Source organism: Legionella parisiensis (genome assembly GCF_001467945.1).
Lineage (GTDB): Bacteria > Pseudomonadota > Gammaproteobacteria > Legionellales > Legionellaceae > Legionella > Legionella parisiensis.
In genome coordinates this window covers 1,553,679-1,575,189 of record NZ_LNYQ01000013.1, presented here as the reverse complement: position 1 = coordinate 1,575,189, position 21,511 = coordinate 1,553,679, and the positions used below count along the sequence as shown (strand labels likewise).

The following is a 21,511-nucleotide window of genomic DNA, read 5'->3' as shown; positions in this document are numbered from 1 at the left end:
CAACCAGTGCATTCCAAGCTCCTGATTTTTATAAAAAATGTGGTTTTCAAATAGAGTTGATCAGGGAAAATATTAAAAATCCCTAAACTTACAAAAACATTTTTTATTAAGTATTTTACAGATGAGATTCTAACACAAGGGATATTAAGAAAAGATTAAAATAAACAATCAAAAGCACATCTTTTATAATTTTAAAGCCTCCTTAGAAGGAGGCTTTAAAAGATTCATTTGCTATTTGCGGAATTCGTTTGGCATTGGATTATTTTTACTCATATTTTGAATGCCAAGGTCTTTAATACCACCGCTTTTTTCAGGCATAGTACCTGCTTTTGGCATACCGCTATCAGCAGTCATATTGGGTCTTGGTGCATTCTGATTTGTAGGTTCTTTCGCATGCATCATAGTTGGTTTTGCTGGAGCACTTTTAACTTCTGGTTTTCCCTTTGACGCAGCAGCTTTGCTTGGTACAGCTGTTTTAGCATTCTTTTGGGTGCTTGCCTTTTTAGCAGCAGGTGACGCCTTTTTAGCAGCAGGTGACGCCTTTTTAGCAGCAGGTGACGCCTTTTTAGCAGCAGGCGACGCCTTTTTAGCAGCAGACACGGCTTTTCTAGCAGTAGTCTTAGCTGTAGCAGTTGCCTTTTTTATACTTTTTTTCATAGCAGCTGAAGCTTCATTTATTGCTTTTTTAGGGTATTGATCCATGTTTCGTGGAACATTGAACCAATGATGCTCTAAAATACTGAACGTCTCTCTCATATAATTTAAAGTCATATTACTATTTTGGATAAATAGCTCCATGTTTCTTTCAAAAATATCCTCTGGTTTCTTTAAGCTTAATAAATCTATTGGCTTCATTAAGGACAGGTTTTGCATCATTTTAACATTTAGCTCCATTAATTTTTGTATTGGAGTTTCAAAATTATTAAACATTTTTTGCTCAAAAAATTCGTTTTTCATTAGCATCTCCATATGTTGCATTGCACAATTCAAAGATAGTTACAATCAGTTGATTTGTCAAATAAAATTGAACCATGCATTATCTGCTCTCACTTTTAATTAGAAAAAAAACTCAAAAGCTGAAAATTTATTCGACTACCAAACTCAGTTAACAATAATATATTGATCCTTATAATTGATATAACAATATCGTATAGATTATTTGCGGTAAATATATTTTTTATAAAAAAAAGCAATAGCATAAATCCTGTTTTATCAGGTAGGATGAATAGGGATTTTATTGTAATTTTTTTCAAGGAGAGTATCGTGGGCAAACTTACTGTTGATGGAATGACCGCAGTTGAAAGAGCAAAAAAAGACCGGACTGATGCTTTAAAAGCATTAACTTCCAAGGCATTTAACTTAAATGATGAGGAGCAGCAAGCCGCGCTTAAAAAATACATTAATGATTTCGAGTACAATGCAAATCTAATGTACCTTTTCCAAGGAATGAGCACTGGCTTAACAGCTTGGGGTGGCACCTGGCTTGCAGGATTTCTTTTGCCAATTCCCGAATTCGCTAATTACTTTCTAAGTATGTTTCTTTATTGTGGCGCCGCTGGTTATATTCTTCAAAATTTCAGTCTCGCTGATTTTCATAACCAACTTGATGAAATGAAAGTTATTTACAACTGGTGCTTGAAAAAAAATCAGCCTGAATATGACGGAACAACGGATAATACCGCCATACTCTCAAATCCAAATATCCAACGTATGATTAAATTAATGGCTCCATTATGCACAACTGAATTTATGTTGGTATGGAAAAAAATAACTGCAGCGGAAGAAACTAAAAGTTCTATTTGGAGTGGTTTTTCCTATGCTTATTCTCTTTTCTCATCGCCCAAATCCGATGTTGATCTGAATCGCCTTCAAGATTTAAAAGCAAGTGTCGAGCGACGTGAACTTGATACAGGCGTGTATAAAGGTGTGGAAGGAGCAATTCGCTATTTTGCTACTGATGTTCATTTCAGAGAGCTTTTAATGGCAAAAGTAAAACAACCAGTTGAGCAAATACGTGATATGTTGCCTTCCGTGCTTAGTTTAGGGCATTCCAAATCTGAGTAATTGCTATTATAAATATTCCCGGGTACTGTAAAGCAATCCGGGATTTCCTAATTCGGCTAATAGCAAAAGCAAACTAAATAAACGATTTATTTAATTTAATTGACTACAAATAATACACTGCGCCAAACATGAATAATATATGCTTGTGGAGAACCCTCTACTGGCAAAATTGGCTTGAGTAATTTTGGAAAACCAGAGAAACCGATGCAAATTGCTCACTTGGTAAATTATAAAACTGTTATGGTAGCTGCCGGTGACGCTCATACCATATGACTATCGGATGATGGAAAAATATTCGGTTTTGGTAATTGTGAATGAGGGCAGCTTGTTTTGCACTGTCGGGAAACGAATATTCCAATAAAAATAAAGACCAACCACAAAAAATTAAACCAGCAAATGAAACAATCAACTCTTTACTTATCACTGGTGTAAGGTAGGATTAAATTAGAATCAGATCAATGCGAAACAAAAATTTTTTTAACCTTGGAAAAAATCAATTTGCATTTCCCACTGCTAAATTTTCACAAGTCACTTTTTCTATTAAAATGCGATAAAATTTTTGCGGTAAAACGACTTCTTAAATAGAATCCACGAGGCAATGTTTTGATTTTATTTCCATGAGTATCATAACCGTAACATAATGATTTCCCACTGGCAGCTTTAGGCCTCACTTGTAAATACTCCCCTGCTTGTGCATTAAGTGTTTCAAGATGCCCAGTACTTATTTGAAATGATAAATAATTCCAATCTTCTTCTAATATAGATGTTTGTACATTATCAGGAGACCACAAAAATCCCTGTCCAACTCTTCTTTGTGGATAAGGAATATCGGTATCACCTTCTACAGGAATCCATAATATTCGTTTTAATTTGGCATAGCACTGCGATGATTTCCATTGCTGCTGATGAATTGTAAGTAACGGAATTGAGGTAATAAATGTTGATTCTGCCGGCATTCCTAATTTATTGAGGGGAAGTGTTTTTAGCTCTATACCTAAATCCTGGAAATCAGGTAATGACTTGTTCTGGGCATCAGTACCTAAGGCTAATTCAATTGCTTGACCAACCCATCCTTTTCTTTGGTTAGGATGAGTTGGAATGAACAACCCCAGGATCAACCCTAATTGTGCAAAACTAAGACCTGCAATACCAGTACAACGCTCAAGCAATTCAGCTTCAGTTTTCGGTGGTAGTCTGCTTTTTAACAGTGAAATCACTTTCTCCCTCTTTAATTTCAATTGCAAGTGGTTCAATAGGCGGCTTAATATTTGCTGCTTTAAACTGAGCCATAATAGCAAACAATACTTTAGACCGTACTTCAAATCGAGTATGTACTTGAACGTTAATGAAATATCGAGCCTCAAACTCAAGTAACGCCTCATCAATCTTCTTAAGGAAAACTTGAGCCGGCGGATCTGCAACGATTTCTGGGGTTGTAGCCAAGATATCCTGTATCAGTTGCTGGACCATAACCGCATCATCAGAGCGACTAACCTTTATAGGAACAACTGTTCTAACAATACCATCCTGATGTGTCCAGTTGGTAAATGGTTTATTAAAAGTTTCCGCATTGGGGATCAAGACCTCCATATTGTCCCAAGAAGAAACTCTCATAGAACGAATACCAATGTGTGCAACTCGTCCTTCATGCTCCCCAATAGTCACTAAATCACCTTCACGGACTGGTCTTTCAACAAGCAGCATCAACCCTCCTACCACATTGCTGGCAAAATCACGCAAACCAAATCCCATACCTACAGCAAGTCCTCCGATAATCATCGACATGCCGCTAAAATCAAATCCTAGTACATGGAGAGAAACAAAACCGCCTAAAAGAACAATCGAATATTGACTAAAAACCGAAAGACTGTTACGTATTCCTACATCTTTAGCATTTTTAAATACCCAACGATAACAAAATTCACGCGTCCATTTAGAAGCCCAAACAAAAACTGCAAGCAGAATTAAAAACTCTATAGTACTTGTAACCGTAATATGGATACCTGGGATATTTACAACAGTATATTGCGCGAATTTCCCCAAACTAATCATCACTAATGAATCGGAATACCAACCAAATAATTGGAAAAGAACATGTATGCTTACCAAAAGTAGTAGAATTCTTAAAATTTTGTCTAATGGCTTTAAAAAAACTTCTATCCATAACCATCCGTTACGTAATGAGGAAATCATCAACTCAGAAAATAATTCCAGGGCATCGAACAATAAGCCTCGAGCAAAAATATATCCTACAAGTACAAGTAGTACATAAGCCTGATATTGGCTCATACTCCATGCTAAACTAATAAATCCTAATAACCCAATTAATGCCGTTGTAAACAATGTTGTAGGAACTAGAATAACCAATAAGTAAATAGCATTTTTGACGTACCCTTTTTGGCTTTTTAACATGGGGCGAAGAAGATAAGGAATAACATCTTTACTTTTCCATGCTACCAAAGAGACTGTTAAAATAAAGAGCATAAATAAGCGATTAAATATATCTTGAAGTAGTATCGATAGAGGGAGTAAATGGCCAATAGTCATTAAAGCAGCAGTCCAGCCACCAAACAGTAGTAACCATTTTAAACGGTAATAAAGTTTAACGTCCTTACCTGAGGAATCAGTGATGCGCTCTAATAATACTAATCGTGCTATTAAGATTAAAGCTCTAAAAGTAAACCAGACTGCAATTAGTCTAAAGAATAACTGATAGTTAGAAAAAGAAATATGAGTTATGTAAAGCAATGCCCATAACATAGTCGCAATACAAAAATAAGGTAAATTTCTTTGTATTAAAACAAGCGCCCCATCATATAAGTAACCTGTTAAGCGTGATCGCTCTTTGTCCCGTAGCAGTATTTTTAAGATACGACTTATCATAAAGAAGAAAATCGCAATAAAAGAAAATCCGCCCCATAAGATTACCATGGATAAGGGACTTAGCCATAAATAGCTGTCATAAACTTTTAAACTTAATGTCTTTATATATTTATAAAACAAACCTGGAATGGCTGCTATTTTTTTGAGAATAATTGGCCAACTGCTGATACTGTAATCGGCAAGAGTTTGTCGAGAGGACATCAGATTTTTGAGCTGGGTTTGATAATCAGATAAACTCTTGACTAGAAGTTGTTTTTGTATTCTCGCTTCTTTAAGTTGTTGTGCTAATGTCTTTTGTAACGAACTTATCGATCTCTTTAAACTCGGCGCTACAACAAGTTTGGTTTCATTGGTCAGAAAGCTTTCAATTTGTCGAATATTTTTTTCAACCTTTGCGTATTGATTTAAAGCATCTTTATAAATATCTGTAATGAGCTGTAAATTTTTTGTATCTGGATTTTTAAGATAAATAATATCTGCTCTAACTACAGTTTTTTGTATATTTAAAGCATTTAAATGATTTTGTATTGCTGCAATACTCTGATTATTAACTAACAGCATTGCTTCATGATCTGCAGCTGTAAGCTGTGTTGATGATTTGGACCTTTTAAGGGGTTGTTGCGTCGTACTATTGCTCTCATAAAGTATATTTAAGCGTTTATTGAGCTGTTCTTTTAATAATTTAATCTGGACGAGTTTTTGTTCCAGCACAAAATTTGAGTGCCACAACTCTAAAAGCTTTACTTCCTCATTGAGAGAAGCTTGAAATTCCTTGGCGAGCTTTAAATTTTCAATTACGAGCTCAGTCGTTTGTTTGTTAATAGCCAGCAAATTTTCGACTTTTTCTACTCGCTCAGGAATGCTTGTATTTTCCTTGACGATAGGCATCTGCTGAAGCTGTTTTAAACGTTGATTTAAACTATTCTGCTCTTTGTTCTGATGTTCGAGAAAGTTTTCTAAACTGGTAATTTTAACACTCGTCATTGAGAGTATCGCTGAAACTTGCTTCATTTTGGCACTAAACTCTTTCTCGCTTTTGAGCTGTATCGGCTTTTTTGCATCCTGAATTGCGGCCGTTAAATGTGCTCTTTCTTGAGTTAGGTATTCAGTGAATGTAGCCTGCTTTTTTACAGGAGCGGCTGTAGCAAAAGAAGAGCAAAAAAGTAAAAAAAATAAAAACGTCCAATATCTGTGATTTGCAGAGAATGCGACCCTTATTTTCTCTAAGAATGAAGCACCACTCGTGCGAATGCAAAGATAGTTTTCCGAATTCGTTCTGGTAACAACTGGAAAGCAAATCTTCGACTTCGCAGGAGAAGTCGATTTTTTTACGCGGTTAGCAAGATTTCGACCTAGTTTTAATAATATGCTATTTAGTCTGAGTAGTTGGAGCAAGTCTTATTCCCAATTCATTTAATTGCGCATTACCCGTAGGCGATGGCGCACTCGTTAAAAGGCACGATGCTGTTTGAGTTTTAGGAAAAGCAATTACATCTCTAATTGACGTTGAATCCGTAAGAAGCATGGCTAAGCGATCGATGCCCAAGGCAATACCACCATGTGGCGGAGCACCATATTGTAAGGCATCCAACAAAAAGCCAAACTTTTCTTGAGCTTCTTGCTCATTAATTCCAAGTAACTCAAAAACTGCTTTCTGTAAATCAGATTGGTGAATACGTATGGAGCCTCCACCAATTTCATAACCATTAATTACTATATCATAAGCTTTCGCTAATGTGTGTGTAGGATTAGCACGTAAGTTTTCTGGTGATAGATCTTTTGGTGAAGTAAATGGGTGATGCATTGGATTTAATTTGTTGCTCTCATAATCCCGCTCGAACATTGGCCAATCAACAATCCATAATAACTCCCAGCCGTCTTTAAGTAGTTTTCTATCATGTCCCAATTTTATTCTTAAGGCACCCATAGATTCATTAACGACGTGATTTTTATCGGAGCCAAAGAAAATCACATCTCCCGTTTGCGCATTTGTGCGCTGTAGAATTGCTTGTACGGCTTCTGTAGGGAGAAACTTCAAAATAGGTGATTGTAAACCTTCGACGCCCTCGTCAAGATTATTTACTTTGATGTAGGCAAGACCTTTAGCACCATAAATACCTACAAAACGACCGTAATCATCCAAATCTTTTCTACTGAGGTCGCAACCACCAGGCAGTCGTAAGGCAATAACTCTGGATTCTGTATCATTGGCGGCGGTAGAAAATACTTTAAAATCACACTTTTTAACTAAGTCAGCTACATCAATTAGCTCTAAAGGATTGCGTAAATCAGGTTTATCACTACCAAATCGCCGCATTGCTTCAGCATAAGACATTCGATGTAACTTTTCTGGTAAATCTACATTAAGAATTTGCTTAAAGACTATTTTCAACAAGCCTTCAATAAGATTTAAAATGTTTTCTTCGTCAATAAAAGCCATTTCAATATCAAGTTGTGTAAACTCAGGTTGCCTATCAGCCCGTAAATCTTCATCACGAAAACAACGAACAATTTGATAATACTTGTCAAAACCTGAAATCATTAATAATTGTTTAAACAGCTGAGGCGACTGAGGCAAAGCATAAAATGATCCAGGATGAACTCTAGAAGGCACCAAATAGTCGCGAGCCCCCTCTGGAGTTGCTTTTGTAAGCATTGGTGTTTCAATATCAAGAAAGTTATGCTGATTGAGATAATTTCGAATACAACTATTCAACTGATGCCTTACAACTAACTTATGCTTCATTGAAGGACGTCGTAAATCGATATAACGATATTTATAACGCAGGTCTTCATTCACAACTTGGAAATCGTCAGGTAAGAATGGCGGTGTAGGTGATTGGTTAAGTATCTCCAATTTAGAGCCAACCACTTCAACTCTACCTGTAGCCATGGTTTCATTAATCATTCCATCAGGTCTTTTACGTACAATACCAGTAATTCGAACAACAAACTCAGAACGTAATTTCTCCGCATCTGCAAATGATATTTTATTTTCCGGTTCATATACTACTTGCAATAGACCTGAACTATCACGAATATCAAGAAATATAACACCACCATGATCGCGGCGATGATGTACCCAACCACATACAGTAACCTCTTTGCCTAAACTTGACTCATCTACACTCAAACAGTAGTGTGTACGCATATAAAACCGCCTATTCAAATTTTACAGATTATTCGCTAATGCTGCCTCTGGTAGTGGCGGCATTACTCCTAAAGAAATTATAAATTTTAGTGCCTCATCAATACTCATATCCAACTCAATCACATCACTTCTGGGTAGCATTATAAGAAAACCAGATGTTGGGTTAGGGGTAGTAGGTATGAATACAGATATCATTTCATCTTTTGTTTTATTACTTATTGCAGTATTTGCTGTGCCTGTTTGAAAAGCAATAGTCCATAATCCTTTACGAGGATACTCTATTAAAACTACCTTACGGAAAGCCTCACTGTTTGTAGATAATACTGCATTAATTACTTGCTTTACTGTCTTATAAATTGAGCGAACCAGAGGAATTCTGCTAAGAACAGATTCCCCCCACCCTACTAAACGCTGTCCCAAATAATTTGTAGCAATTACGCCAGTAACAAGCAGAATGATGAGTGATAAGATAACTCCTATACCTGGAATATAATGTCCAATGAGCTGTTCAGGCTGATACGCTTTGGGGATTAAAGCCACAGTATTGTCGAGTAAGTCAATAATAAAGCGGAGTACGCCTATGGTTATAAGTATAGGTAACCATACTACCAATCCAGCAAGTAAGTAGCTTCTTAATGACACTGATTTCACTTGGTATCACCATCTTTAGTAGTTTTTGATGACGGAGTTTCTTTTGTTTTATCCGTTGAAACGGGGGCATCGTTCTTTGCTGTTTCCTGAGGTTTGTTATTTTTATTTTTAAAATCAGTAACATACCAACCGCTACCTTTAAGCTGAAATCCAGCCGCAGAAATAAGCTTAATTACCGTATTTTGGTAGCATACAGGACACTGCTTTACAGGGTCATCACTGATTTTTTGCATTAAATCAAAATGATGATTGCAACTTGTACATTGGTATTCATAAATTGGCATCGAAAACGACTCCATTAACTGCAGATAGTTTAATCTAACCCGTTATTATAGCTAACTCATGAAAGATGAACAATACGTATGCTCAGACAAAGACTGGGTGATGCCTCTTAGCACAGATTATTAATTGCTAAATTTTAATAAATATTTTTCGTCGGTATAAAAATGCGGCTACTAAAAAATTTAGAAAAAGGAATAGTAATGAATAAAATAGTCCTGCATTTTGCGAACTAAAACCTCCAAATAAATATTTTGCAATTGCAACGCGTAAGACGTCTCGTGACCCATTAGGCATAGGAACAACAAAAAGGGATTGAATTTTCAGCAAAATCGCATGAAAAATAAAAATAAATAATGCATTCATGCCAAAAATCTTAAATGGTAATGACCATTTTGTATAATCTAGCACGTCAATAACAAAAAAACACAAGCCAAAAACGATAAGTGAAAAACCACCACTCCATAAGACAAAGGTGCTTGTCCATAAATTTTTATTAATTGGAAAATTATAGCTCCATATCCATGCTAATAGGAGAAATAATATTCCTAGCGAAATCAAGATGATACTTTTCATTTGCTTACTGATTGATGTCAGCAAAAAATGTCCGGTTAATAACCCCAATAAAGTAGTGGCAACTGCTGGGATAGTACTTAATAGACCCTCAGGATCAAATGTTTTCATTAACAATTGTGCAGGAGAAAGTAGGATCTGATCCACATAACCAGGCCAATTTCTTATCATGCTTAATTGATCAACACCAGCGGCAGGGATTGGAATCTGTGTCAAAAAATACCAATATCCTATAAGGATGCCCAAAAAAATAGAAATTTGTGTTTTAACAGATGTATGAAGATAAAGAAGAGCACAAATGAAATAGCACACAGCAATACGTTGGAGAATGCCATAAATCCGTAGGGTTGATAAATCAAAATGCATTGGGAACATATTGAGAAATAGTCCAAAGAATAATAAAAGAAAAGTACGTTTACAAATACCTCGATATAATAAAGCCCTACTCTCTTCTTTTACATGTCTTTTCAAACTTATGACGGTAGTGATTCCTACTATGAATAAAAATGCAGGGAACACTAGATCAGCTAAAGTGCAACCATCCCATTTTGCATGCATCAATATAGGGTAGGAAACTCGAGTTCCCAGACTATTGACCAAAACCATTGATGCCATGGTCAATCCGCGAAAGACATCTAAAGATAAAATACGGCTGGCTTCGGTTGAATTACTGCTCATAGAATCTTCTATAAAAAACAAAGATCATATCAGGATACTAAGTTGTCTTCAAACCACGCACAGGGACATCCATATGATACACGTAGTGTTTAATGATTTGCTCTGCTTGTTCACAGGTTAAAGGCTTACTAATTGCCCCCTCCATAAAGTAATGCTGGCAATCGTATTTTACAACATCAGCCTCAAATCCAGTTAGAGCAATAATAGGAACATGGTATTGCGTATTTTTTTCTTTTTGACGTAACTGCTTTGCAACGACATAACCTGAAGAATCTTCCAATCCAATATCCATTAAAACTAAATCATATTTTCCTGGATGAAACAATTTTATTGCACTATCAGCAGTATCTGCTATGTCAACTTGGCAATGTAATGCAGTCAATAGAGCTTTCTCAACGTTTTGCGCAATGACATTATCCTCTACCATGAGCACTGTGGGTAAATAGCCCTCTTTTCGTAATGAATGTTCAATTTTTAAGTTATTTTCTTCTAAAGCATCAACATGGGTTTCAAGTTCCTTATTTAAGGTCACATCATTTAAAATAACGATCAAGCCAATTATTTTGTTATTGCGATTGTGCATAGGTATACGAGATGAGACAAAGTAAGAAGTCTTACCTGAGCTATCCTCAATCGGTTTTTCTGTTACATTATGCTGAGGAACGCCCGAGAAGATTACTTTCATATCATCTAATTTTATTTCTTCTATGCGCTCCTTATCCCAATGGACAAAACGTTCCATTTGCTCATAAGGAGTGCCTTTCAAATCATTAAGTGTATTTGCCCCTAATAATTTGATAAAGTTACTATTACATCCTTTAAGATTACATTCAGTATCCACCCAGTAAACAATATTGGGCATCGAATTGATAATTTCCATGTAATATTGATGTATTGAATCAATATCTTCTTGCGTCCTACTTTTAGTATGGGAAGGCATGCAAATGCTCCAAGAATTATTAATTTGCATGTAAATTATAGTACAGATTAATTATTTTGATTTTATACTGCATGCTATGTTCAAAAGAGCTTTAAGCTTAAGAATATTATGGAGTTTAACTCGGATCTAAGTGCTATATTCCCTAAGAAAAACCCATCCATTTCGAATTGATCGATTCGAAATGGATCGGTTAGTTTAAACGTTCCTACGTCACAACCTTCTCAGCATCCAGGTTTCTTAATATAATTTCCTTGAAAGAAGCTAGCCAAATCCATTGGCTCTTCAGGTTGAGGTTCTTTCACTTTTTCAGGCAACTGCTTAACAAAGGTTTGAAGTTCCGGCTCGCCAAAAAATGTGGATTTTCTTTGAGAAGAAAGTTCATTAACTCTTCTCTGCCCTTCATCATTAAGGAATTCACTTATGGATTCTTTTAATAAATTAAAAGGAAGAGCAAATCTTGAATAATGGTTTAAATTTACAAAATCTACTGATTTTGTAGAAAATTCCTTTGTAAGGCCTTCACCAAGAGAAAGAACACGCAACATCTCGGCGAATTTCTCCTTAAAATTTGTGTAACTATCACCTTCTAGCTCGGTAATTTTCTTAATCCTACCCTCAAAATAAGATTTTAAGTTAGTCATTATTAGGCTTTATCCATTGTCATAATGTATGATTGTTCTGGCTCATCAACTTCAAGCCGATAGTTCCATGCGAATTTTGAGTCCTGTGTAAAAAATGGTTTATAGGGTTCAGGTTTGTTAACGATTTATACTATCGCCACTACTTCATCCCTTTTTATCCAAAATTGAGTTCACATAAGCTACGTGAGATACTTCGCCTTGGTTAAATATTGCAACTATCTTATTAATAAGCTCTTGAACTTCTTCTTGATTAAACTCAGGAACGGGATTATCTAATAACTTCGAAAACATGATAATTTCCCCCACCATGTACTCATAAAATACAAATGTTATCGAAATAGCTTTAAATAGTCGCTAATAAATCATAATGATATTTTATATGTGCATAATATAATTTATATTACCCAAGTGATAATTTTATGTGCGAATGCTTGGGATTTGATCTAGATTAATACTCTAAGCATGGAGGTTACTGACAAGGCATATATAAAAGTGCGAGTTTAAATAATTACCAATCCTCAAATAGCAAGAACGCGTTACCACTAACTAATGATCCATTCAATTTGCTGTTTTAAATCAATCGAAATCTCTGACAACTCTTCAAGATCATAATCCATATAAGGATTTTTAATAGCACTATTATGTGCTTGATGCTGTATGATTTTTTTATCGCGTTCTTGGTGCAACCATAAAATCTGCGGCTTAAATAAATGAATAATTCCTTCAACCCATCGGTCAAGAACTTGCCAATAAGGATCATCATTCAAAGTCATTTTATAACGTTTGAGTAAACGGGCACTATGTTCTGCATTATACCAAATTTCAGAAGTTACCCAGCGATTGACAGTGAATAAGCGTATAGGTTGTCCTAATTGATTTATTCCAATAGCGATTAAATGAGTCATAGGGTTATCAATATATTTATCCCAATCTGCTAGAGGTGCTGGTTTAATATGCTTAGGTATATGTTTATAACGTAAAAAACAATGGAAATGACCATGCTCTGTACTTTCATAATTTTCTCGATGGCAATGATAAAAATATTGAGCGCCGGTTTTATGATCAATGCGATCCCCATTAGGATAATGGCTCATATGTTCAAAGCGTCGTTTCTTTTTTAAAGTGTAATGAAGAAGGCTTTTACCCTTCTTTTTCATCATTAATTGCTGTGATTCCAAAACCTGTTTGGCATAATTCAAATAAATATTTTTATGCCAATTACTCAGTTGGGGTAACATAAATTCTGAATGCATAGTCATATCTTTTTACTTCATAAAGGAAAGCAAAAAAAGAAGAGGTAGTAAAAACTACCTCTTAATAGAATCAAAGCTACAGATTAGTTGCCAGCGCAACCAGCACAGCCTTTGCAGCCTTTGCAACCAGCACAGCCCTTGCAGCCTTTACATCCTTTACATCCATTGCAAGTAGTAGTTGTTGTAGTAGTAGATGCATCATCTGCATAAGCAACGGATGCTACAGGGGCTGCTAATACAGTTAATAGAGCAGCTACAGCTATTGTTGATTTTTTCATAATTTAACTTCCTTGATAGTTAATGATTTTTTAACCCATTTAGATATTAGCAAAGAATTTTGGGTTTTTCTTCTTTTTAAAAAAAAATTTTGTTTTTCATGCATTATTTACATAATAAATAGCACAGTTACCTGGATACATGAGGTTTATGACAGCTCCTTTTTTGAAACAAGTAAAAAAAACTTATCCAGCATTTTAGTACTTAAAATCCATTTTAAAAAGAGCATGAAATGCGCTGGGAAAGTTATAGGATACTTAGCCTTAGGTCTTTGAGATTCGATTGCATGAATCAATTTATGTATCACTGCATCCGTTTTTCGAGTGAAAAACGAGTCAGCTTTTTTCTGTTTAAAAGTTTTTAACATCCGTTCATACTGCTTGTTGAAATAGCTATTTTGCATGTCAATATTATTTAAAGAATTATCAACACAATTATCGCGGAAACGACTTTCTATAGGCCCTGGTTCTATAGTGATGACATCAATACCAGATGATTTTAATTCCAGTCTTAGCGTATCACATACGCCCTCTACTGCATACTTTGATGCATTATAGGCACCCCGAAAAGGCATACTGATAACACCTAAAATAGAACTTAGATTGATAATACGCCCATGTCCTTGTTGACGCATAACTGGAATGACTAGATTAGTGAGCTCAACCAATCCAAAAACATTTGTTTCAAATTGAGCACGTAATACATCCCGAGAGATATCTTCCAAAGCCCCTGCTTGACCATATCCTGCATTATTAATTAAAACATCTAACCGTCCTTCTGTTTTAGCCAATACTGCGGCAAATGCATTTTGAATGGAAGATGAATCAGAAACATCCAGTTGAACTGCTTCTATTCCCTTATCTAATAGTTTTTGCACATCTTCCATTTTTCTACATGAGCCAATGACTCTATGCCCTCTTCCCTTCAAAGTTAAAACAGCATCGAAGCCAATTCCACTGGAACATCCAGTAATTAAAATAATTTTTTCCTTCATAAAGTCCTATCCAGATTGCTCAGAAAATTATTTATAATCTATAATTCTTAATGTAACAACATAATATGGGGTTGCATCATGGAAAAAATTAGCGTTCGAAGCGATAAAACTCTCCCGGCCATTGTTCTATTTTCTGTACTAATTATAGGTTTTTTATACAGCATAATTGCCAAAGCCAATTCAGAATCAACACAACCACCAGGTCAGAAGTTTGCTTATTTTATTGGATATCATTCAAGCTACTATTATGGTGCAGCTCCCTACTACCACCATCGTCACTACAAAAAGACTTATTGGACAGGCTGGAGATATATAGGCCATGGCTGCCGCAGCAGCTGTCTCATTGACCGCTGGAGTGGTCGCGCAATTAAGTGTAAAAGAATTTGTCGCTAAATAGTAATTGGGGCTCTTGTATAACTCGTGCATTTTACTTACGTTCGATACAAAAAAAGTTGAATGCAGCAAAGTATAAGGCACAGGATATGCAGGGAGCTAATTAACTTTATAAAAACACAATTAGGCAAAATAATCTACTAAACCTTTAAGTGCTTTCTTATTCTTTAAGGGTGTGATACCCGCTTCATCCTCCAGCACCGGGACTGATTCTTCGTGAGGGCTACTATTCTGTTGTGGACTTTGGTGTGCACTACCATCAGAGTCAATGTGTACTTCAGATAAATTTAAACCTTGCTCTGCCAGCATGGTCTGTAATTTTGGCAGTGATTGCTCAATGATATCTCGTATTTGATGGGTGTGGGTCACAATACTTACTGAAGCTGAATCATTTACTACCTTAATACTGATTTCCAACGGTCCTAAATCTTCAGGATTTATCTTAATTAGTGCACTTTTAACTTCTTGCTGACCAAGCCAGATAATATGATCTGAAAATTGTTTTGACCATTCAGGTTTATCTATTTCTATTGGTATAGCCAGGGACATGGACGGAGTTTTGAGTGCAGTGCCTAAATTATCCGTATGATTTGCTATGGGCACATTAATGTGCATCTCATGAGTCAATACATTATCTAATGAATTATTTATTGATGATAAGTTTGCTCCATCAATATTTTCGCTTATAGCAGCAGGTAAAGGAACAGTTAATCCATTCTCTTTTTGACTGTCTATTTTAATCGTCAGGTTTTGAAATAAAAGAGTCTGGTTTGTTTCTTTTTCTCTTTGCTTATTTTCTGAGTAACTGGTTTTAGGTGTCAATGATTCTTTCGATTCGATACTCATTTTGGAGGATACAGGAGTACTCGTATATCCTTCATTTTTTTTAGCTGTTTCGAGAAGACTAAATGATGTATTTTTAATTTGTTGCAAGTCAGGATAGCACTCAGGTACAGCATCAAGGAGCAAACTACTTTTTTCTATAATTTCAGGCTCAGGATGTGGTTCATCTCGAGTCATTATATTTTCTAAAACACTTTGATCTTCATTAGTAGGCACCTGAGTTTCGTTGACTTGATCCAGTAGCAATGAAGTTTTTTCTTCATTTTGTTCCACAGATACAGTTCCATTTGCCTCGTCAACCAAATTGCATTTTTGCTCAGTATTTATCTGATTCATTTTTACTTCGTGTTGATAATATTGAGAATTGATCCAGGAGACAGCAACATTGTTTTCCATCTCTCTTGATGGTTGCTCTTCACTTTTTTCTTCTAAAACCTCTTGTTCCGAATCAATTGTTGGATTAATGGGATCTTTAAAAGTCTGTTGATTTTCATCGACAATTTGAGTTGATTTCTGTTCTGCTTCCAGAGGATCAGTCTTCGTGGTAACGACATAAGCTAATAAAGAAATAAAAGCATTGGGATCTGTGAACTCAATAGCTGATGAAATATTTTGTATCTCATTTTGTGATTTTTCTACAGAGTTCGTCAAAATTTCGCCGTCCAGGGTATTGGAGAAGAGGTCAACAACTCCTGATGGATTTGCTATTGCTTTACTCAAGTCGGTCATTCCAATTCTCCCCTTAATTGTACTTACTGAAAAGCAATATCCGTACCAATTAATAACCTTATGCGAAAACCATTAAGTTTCTGTTAATATATTTTACCTGAACGTAAATCTGCTTATGAAAGCTATTTCTCATATTATAAATGGTGCTAACCTACTTGCACTTAAATTGTCAGAGTAATTATCATGTCATTTTTCCCTAAAAACTATACACATAAATCAGTCTTGGATAAAATGGAAGAAGCTAAAAAGTTATTAACTCACATAGACAAAGAAAAAAAATCTGTTTTTCTTGAGATGCTTAAGCTTCGAATCGAGGACTTTGAATTAGCACTTAAGGAAAATACAGACCCAGGTGAACAACAACGAATATTAGGACAATATTATCGCTTTGCCCAAACCTTACATTTATGTTTGTCTCGTCCTACCCTCACAGATGCTTACATAAACAGTTATCATAATCAAAAGTATTATCCTGTAGGTATTAGTGAAATAATCGACGAGCCTATTCGGTATAAAATATCACTTACTGCCGCTATTATAGGAGCAGCGCTTATTTTGGCATCATGTATTGCATTTCCCTTCAATCCATTGATTGGGGTCATTTTGCTTCCGATTGGTATCTCCTTATTAGCCCCTGCAGTGGCCTCTTTATTAACTCCAGATCCTCTTAATACAGCACCTAAAAAACTTGAAGAGAAGATAGTTATTCAAACTGGTGCCAAGTTAATTGATCCTTTTTTATCTTTTGATGAAACTCAAGAGTATAAAGGACAGCTTCAATTGAACGTAATCTAAAAAGTTATGACCTAATTTTATAAGAACTCATGGTATTTTCTTAAAATTGAGCTATCATTCAGTTTTTGATTTCTAGGAGTTCTTTATGAAAGTGGGTCGTGACAGCCTATCAACAAAATCACAATTACTGGTTGATGGAAAAACTTATCATTATTTCAGTCTTAAAGAAGTCGAACAAAAAAAATTTAAAGGAATCAGTCGTCTTCCCTACTCACTAAAAGTTCTTCTTGAAAATTTATTGCGGTTTGAGGATGACAATACAGTTACTACCAATGACATTAAAGCAATTGCAGACTGGTTGCATAATAAAACTTCCCAGCATGAAATTGCATTTAGACCAGCACGTGTACTGATGCAGGACTTCACTGGAGTTCCAGCTGTAGTTGATTTGGCGGCAATGCGTGCAGCGATTGTTAAAATGGGTGGTAATCCTGATAAAATTTCGCCATTGTCTCCTGTTGATCTGGTTATTGATCACTCAGTTATGGTTGATAAATTTGGTAGTAAGGATTCTTTAGCTGTAAACACAGAAATTGAAATGCAGCGAAACAATGAGCGCTATGAGTTTTTACGCTGGGGACAAAAAGCATTTGATAATTTCCAGGTTGTTCCACCTGGAACAGGTATTTGCCATCAAGTAAATCTTGAATACTTGGGGAAAACTGTATGGAGTAGCACCGACGATGGAAGTTTATATGCATATCCTGACACGCTAGTCGGTACAGACTCTCATACTACAATGATTAATGGCTTAGGTGTATTGGGATGGGGAGTTGGTGGCATTGAAGCAGAAGCAGCCATGCTCGGACAACCTGTATCGATGTTGATTCCAGAAGTTATTGGATTCAGACTACATGGAAAAATGAAGGAAGGCATTACCGCAACCGACCTGGTACTTACCGTGACACAGATGCTCAGAAAAAAAGGCGTAGTTGGTAAGTTTGTTGAGTTTTATGGCCCTGGTCTGAGTGACTTACCCCTAGCTGATCGTGCCACAATTTCTAATATGGCTCCGGAATATGGTGCTACATGCGGATTTTTCCCAGTAGATAAAGAAACCATCCGCTATCTGGAGTTGACTGGACGTGACAAGCATACTATTGCATTAGTTGAAGCGTATGCTAAAGCACAAGGTATGTGGTATGATAAAGACAGTGAAGATCCAGTATTTACTGATACCCTGGAACTTGATTTAAACACTATTGTTCCTTCATTGGCAGGACCAAAACGACCACAAGATAAAGTAACCTTAAATACTTTACCCGTAGAATTTAATTTGTTTCTTAAAGAAGCTGGGAAAGAACAGGAAAAAAATACTTCTTTCCCGGTTAAAAATCATGATTTCCAAATGAGACATGGCCATGTAGTAATTGCAGCCATTACCAGCTGTACAAATACATCAAATCCGAGTGTGCTTATGGCGGCAGGCCTAGTGGCTAAAAAAGCAATCGAAAAAGGGCTGCAGCGTAAGCCCTGGGTTAAATCCTCTTTAGCTCCTGGCTCTAAGGTGGTCACAGATTATCTCAAACAAGCTGGACTGCAGTCTTATTTAGATCAGTTGGGTTTTAATTTAGTTGGCTATGGCTGTACTACATGTATTGGTAATTCTGGTCCATTGCCTGATGCTATTTCTCAATCTGTCAGTGATAATGATCTCGTTGTTTCAGCCGTTTTATCGGGAAATCGCAATTTTGAAGGTCGCGTACATCCACAAGTCAGAGCAAACTGGCTAGCCTCTCCTCCTTTAGTTGTTGCCTATGCTTTATGCGGAACCACTACCATTGATTTAGGCAAGGATCCTCTAGGCAAAGATGATAAAGGTAATGATGTATATCTGAAAGACATCTGGCCTTCTAATGCTGAAATTGCTGCTGAAGTATCTAAAGTGACTGGAGGAATGTTCCGTAAAGAGTACTCTGAGGTTTTTCTAGGTGATGAGCACTGGCAAGCAATCAAAACTGGCAGTGGAAAAACTTATGAATGGGATGCACATTCAACATACATTCAACATCCACCATTTTTTGATAATTTAAAAGCTAAGCCTGATTCAATTAAAACGATCAAACAAGCTTATATTTTGGCTTTATTTGGTGACTCAATTACCACAGATCATATTTCTCCTGCGGGATCAATCAAGGCAAACTCTCCTGCGGGCTTGTATTTAAAATCCAAAGGGGTTGATGAAAAAGAGTTTAACTCTTACGGTTCCCGCCGTGGTAACCATGAAGTGATGATGAGAGGAACTTTTGCTAATATTCGTATTCGTAATGAAATGACCCCCGGTCAAGAAGGTGGTATCACACGTTACATCCCGTCAGGGGAAGTAATGCCTATTTATGATGCAGCTATGCTTTATCAGAAAAATCATCATGACCTCGTTGTGATTGCAGGTAAAGAATATGGCACAGGTTCCTCAAGAGATTGGGCGGCAAAGGGAACAAATTTACTTGGCGTCAAGGCGGTACTTACTGAAAGCTTTGAGCGTATTCACCGTTCTAATTTAATCGGTATGGGTGTTTTACCTTTACAATTCTGTGATGGTATGACCCGTAAGACCCTGAATCTGAAGGGAGATGAACGCGTCAGTATTGATATCTCTGATTCCTTAAAACCTGGCTCAATGGTTCCAGTAAGAATTGAGCGTGCTGATGGTCAAGTAGAACAAATTGAAGCATTATGCCGTATCGATACTGCCGATGAATTAGAATATTATAAAAATGGTGGTATTCTACATTACGTTCTTAGAAATCTGTGTGCTTAATATGATAATGATATGCCCTCAGTTGGACCTTTTGTCCAACTGCAGTGTCACCCACTTAGATTATACCCATGATCTTCATCATTTGGTTGGGCAAAAAACCCAACCTACTTTTTATTTAAATTCCATAAATGAAAATAGTACTACACATCCAAAGTTATTGGCGGTTTGCTTATACCGTATTTGTTAAGGATTAATCATGAATCAACCCAAAAAGGTTCTAAGTGTATTTTCTTTAGTAATGATTAATGTCATTGCTGTAGATAGCTTACGTACCCTTCCTATTAGTGCCAAACTCGGTTTTACATTAATCTCTTATTATGTTGTCGCAGCATTTGCATTTTTTATCCCTGTATCTTTAGTAGCAGCAGAATTAGCAACAGCTTATCCCGAAACAGGGGGGATTTACGTATGGGTTCGTGAAGCATTCGGCAAACGCGCCGCTTTTATCACTATTTGGCTTCAGTGGATTTATAATGTAGTTTGGTATCCTACCATACTCGCTTTTATCGCAGCCACCCTATCGTATCTAATCGCTCCAGAATTAGGAAATAATAAATATTATTTGTTAGGAACAGTGCTCGTTTTGTTTTGGGTGTTTACATTACTTAATTGTTTCGGAATGAGAATATCAAGCATAGTCAGTACTATTGGAGCAACAATAGGCACCATATTTCCCATGCTTTTCATTATTGTATTAGCAGCGCTTTGGATTATTCAGGGAAAGCCTATGATGGTTGGTTATCCGTCTACATGGTTACCTGACTTCAGTTCTTTGGGAAATTTATCGCTTTTTGCAGTAGTATTATTTGGTCTACTTGGTATGGAAATGTCTGCAGTTCATGCCGAAGAAGTCAAAAACCCCAAACGAGATTATCCCAAGGCTCTGTTTTATTCAACTATTTTAGTTATCTCTACACTCTCCCTAGGCTCATTAGCTATTGTGGTTGTGGTACCTAATGAAAATTTAAGCGTAGTCTCAGGACTTATTGATGCCTATGCTGTTTTTTTTAAGTCGTACAATATGTCCTGGATGACTTCAATCATCGCCATTCTAATTATTCTAGGAGGTTTAAGCGGTGTTTCTGCATGGATTATTGGCCCTACAAAAGGATTGATGGTCTCTGCACGCGATGGCTCCTTACCTGAAAAATTTGGATATACCAATAAATACGGAGCACCAACAACCATTCTTTTTTCCCAAGCCATTATTTTTACTGCATTAAGCTCCGCTTTTATTTTATTGGATTCCATTAATGCAGCCTATTGGATGCTTAGTGATTTATGCGCTCAAATGGCTTTGTTAGTGTATCTTTTTATGTTCGCTGCAGCCATTAAGTTAAGATACAGCAAACCGGATCAGCCACGCGGTTACACAGTTCCAGGTGGAAATATAGTAATGTGGTTCTTGTGTGTAACTGGCATTCTCTGTTGCCTTACCGCAATAATTATTGGTTTTGTACCGCCAACACAAATACCCATCGGGAATGTATTTATTTTTGAATCGTTTTTAATCGGTGGACTAATTATATTTGTATTAATTCCTTGGTTCCTTGCTAAAAAACATTAGCACTATGTAATACTATTTGTAGCCTGCTCTTCACCCAAGC

General features: G+C 36.3%; 20 protein-coding genes. 6 read left to right on the top strand and 14 right to left on the bottom strand.

Annotated features, from left to right (window positions below; genetic code table 11):
* Positions 1 to 231: 231 nt before the first annotated feature.
* Positions 232 to 957 (bottom strand): hypothetical protein, encoded by a 726-nt coding sequence (locus Lpar_RS13070; RefSeq protein ID WP_058518340.1) that lies wholly within the window; start codon positions 955 to 957, stop codon positions 232 to 234.
* Between the two features lie 306 nt (positions 958 to 1,263).
* On the opposite strand from Lpar_RS13070, the gene Lpar_RS13065 reads away from it, so the two are divergent.
* Together Lpar_RS13065 and Lpar_RS19690 are read left to right on the top strand one after the other, a co-directional pair.
* Positions 1,264 to 2,064 (top strand): hypothetical protein, encoded by an 801-nt coding sequence (locus Lpar_RS13065; protein ID WP_058518339.1) that lies wholly within the window; start codon positions 1,264 to 1,266, stop codon positions 2,062 to 2,064.
* 132 nt (positions 2,065 to 2,196) lie between these two features.
* A complete protein-coding gene (locus Lpar_RS19690; protein ID WP_082650387.1) occupies positions 2,197 to 2,337 on the top strand; it encodes an RCC1-like domain-containing protein in 141 nt (46 codons plus the stop codon).
* A gap of 248 nt (positions 2,338 to 2,585) precedes the next feature.
* On the opposite strand, the gene mutH is transcribed toward Lpar_RS19690, so the two are convergent.
* The 12 genes from mutH to Lpar_RS13010 form a co-directional block, all read right to left on the bottom strand.
* A complete protein-coding gene (mutH, locus tag Lpar_RS13060) occupies positions 2,586 to 3,281 on the bottom strand; it encodes a DNA mismatch repair endonuclease MutH (protein ID WP_058518338.1) in 696 nt (231 codons plus the stop codon).
* The gene (locus Lpar_RS13055) at positions 3,241 to 6,342 is read right to left on the bottom strand and encodes a mechanosensitive ion channel domain-containing protein (protein ID WP_058518337.1); all 3,102 of its coding nucleotides are present in this window, start codon (positions 6,340 to 6,342) and stop codon (positions 3,241 to 3,243) included. The genes mutH and Lpar_RS13055 overlap by 41 nt, the downstream gene beginning before the upstream one ends.
* Positions 6,317 to 8,098: an aspartate--tRNA ligase gene (gene aspS / locus Lpar_RS13050; RefSeq protein WP_058518336.1), complete on the bottom strand. Its 1,782-nt coding sequence runs from the start codon at positions 8,096 to 8,098 to the stop codon at positions 6,317 to 6,319. The genes Lpar_RS13055 and aspS overlap by 26 nt, the downstream gene beginning before the upstream one ends.
* Before the next feature lie 21 nt (positions 8,099 to 8,119).
* The gene (locus tag Lpar_RS13045) at positions 8,120 to 8,749 is read right to left on the bottom strand and encodes a DUF502 domain-containing protein (protein ID WP_058518335.1); all 630 of its coding nucleotides are present in this window, start codon (positions 8,747 to 8,749) and stop codon (positions 8,120 to 8,122) included.
* Positions 8,746 to 9,033, bottom strand: coding sequence for an FmdB family zinc ribbon protein (locus tag Lpar_RS13040; protein ID WP_058518334.1), 288 nt, complete (start codon positions 9,031 to 9,033; stop codon positions 8,746 to 8,748). Before Lpar_RS13040 ends, Lpar_RS13045 begins: the two co-directional genes overlap by 4 nt.
* A gap of 127 nt (positions 9,034 to 9,160) precedes the next feature.
* The gene (locus Lpar_RS13035) at positions 9,161 to 10,279 is read right to left on the bottom strand and encodes an acyltransferase family protein (protein ID WP_058518333.1); all 1,119 of its coding nucleotides are present in this window, start codon (positions 10,277 to 10,279) and stop codon (positions 9,161 to 9,163) included.
* A 37-nt stretch (positions 10,280 to 10,316) separates the two neighbouring features.
* Complete coding sequence (locus Lpar_RS13030; RefSeq protein ID WP_058518332.1) at positions 10,317 to 11,219, bottom strand: response regulator; 903 nt, start codon at positions 11,217 to 11,219, stop codon at positions 10,317 to 10,319.
* A gap of 221 nt (positions 11,220 to 11,440) precedes the next feature.
* Positions 11,441 to 11,860: a hypothetical protein gene (locus Lpar_RS13025; RefSeq protein WP_058518331.1), complete on the bottom strand. Its 420-nt coding sequence runs from the start codon at positions 11,858 to 11,860 to the stop codon at positions 11,441 to 11,443.
* Positions 11,861 to 12,004: 144 nt separating this feature from the next.
* Positions 12,005 to 12,151, bottom strand: coding sequence for a hypothetical protein (locus Lpar_RS18890; protein WP_156416206.1), 147 nt, complete (start codon positions 12,149 to 12,151; stop codon positions 12,005 to 12,007).
* 251 nt (positions 12,152 to 12,402) lie between these two features.
* The gene (locus Lpar_RS13020) at positions 12,403 to 13,119 is read right to left on the bottom strand and encodes a DUF6969 family protein (protein ID WP_058518330.1); all 717 of its coding nucleotides are present in this window, start codon (positions 13,117 to 13,119) and stop codon (positions 12,403 to 12,405) included.
* A 77-nt stretch (positions 13,120 to 13,196) separates the two neighbouring features.
* Entirely contained in the window at positions 13,197 to 13,391 is a 195-nt protein-coding gene (locus tag Lpar_RS13015) for a hypothetical protein (RefSeq protein ID WP_058518329.1), read from the bottom strand.
* Between the two features lie 146 nt (positions 13,392 to 13,537).
* Complete coding sequence (locus Lpar_RS13010; protein WP_058518328.1) at positions 13,538 to 14,383, bottom strand: SDR family NAD(P)-dependent oxidoreductase; 846 nt, start codon at positions 14,381 to 14,383, stop codon at positions 13,538 to 13,540.
* Between the two features lie 78 nt (positions 14,384 to 14,461).
* Between Lpar_RS13010 and Lpar_RS13005 the strand changes: the two genes are divergently transcribed.
* Entirely contained in the window at positions 14,462 to 14,776 is a 315-nt protein-coding gene (locus Lpar_RS13005; RefSeq protein ID WP_058518327.1) for a hypothetical protein, read from the top strand.
* Positions 14,777 to 14,899: 123 nt separating this feature from the next.
* Here the strand turns inward: Lpar_RS13005 and Lpar_RS13000 are convergent, their stop codons facing one another.
* Complete coding sequence (locus Lpar_RS13000; protein ID WP_058518326.1) at positions 14,900 to 16,348, bottom strand: flagellar hook-length control protein FliK; 1,449 nt, start codon at positions 16,346 to 16,348, stop codon at positions 14,900 to 14,902.
* Positions 16,349 to 16,531: 183 nt separating this feature from the next.
* Between Lpar_RS13000 and Lpar_RS12995 the strand changes: the two genes are divergently transcribed.
* From Lpar_RS12995 to Lpar_RS12985, 3 genes are all read left to right on the top strand, one after another.
* Positions 16,532 to 17,143 carry a lpg1689 family Dot/Icm T4SS effector gene (locus tag Lpar_RS12995; RefSeq protein WP_058518325.1) on the top strand — a complete coding sequence of 204 codons (612 nt, stop codon included), beginning with the start codon at positions 16,532 to 16,534 and terminating at the stop codon, positions 17,141 to 17,143.
* Positions 17,144 to 17,228: 85 nt separating this feature from the next.
* Positions 17,229 to 19,904 carry an aconitate hydratase AcnA gene (gene acnA, locus Lpar_RS12990; RefSeq protein ID WP_058518324.1) on the top strand — a complete coding sequence of 892 codons (2,676 nt, stop codon included), beginning with the start codon at positions 17,229 to 17,231 and terminating at the stop codon, positions 19,902 to 19,904.
* Between the two features lie 196 nt (positions 19,905 to 20,100).
* Complete coding sequence (locus Lpar_RS12985) at positions 20,101 to 21,471, top strand: APC family permease (protein ID WP_058518323.1); 1,371 nt, start codon at positions 20,101 to 20,103, stop codon at positions 21,469 to 21,471.
* Positions 21,472 to 21,511 lie beyond the last annotated feature (40 nt).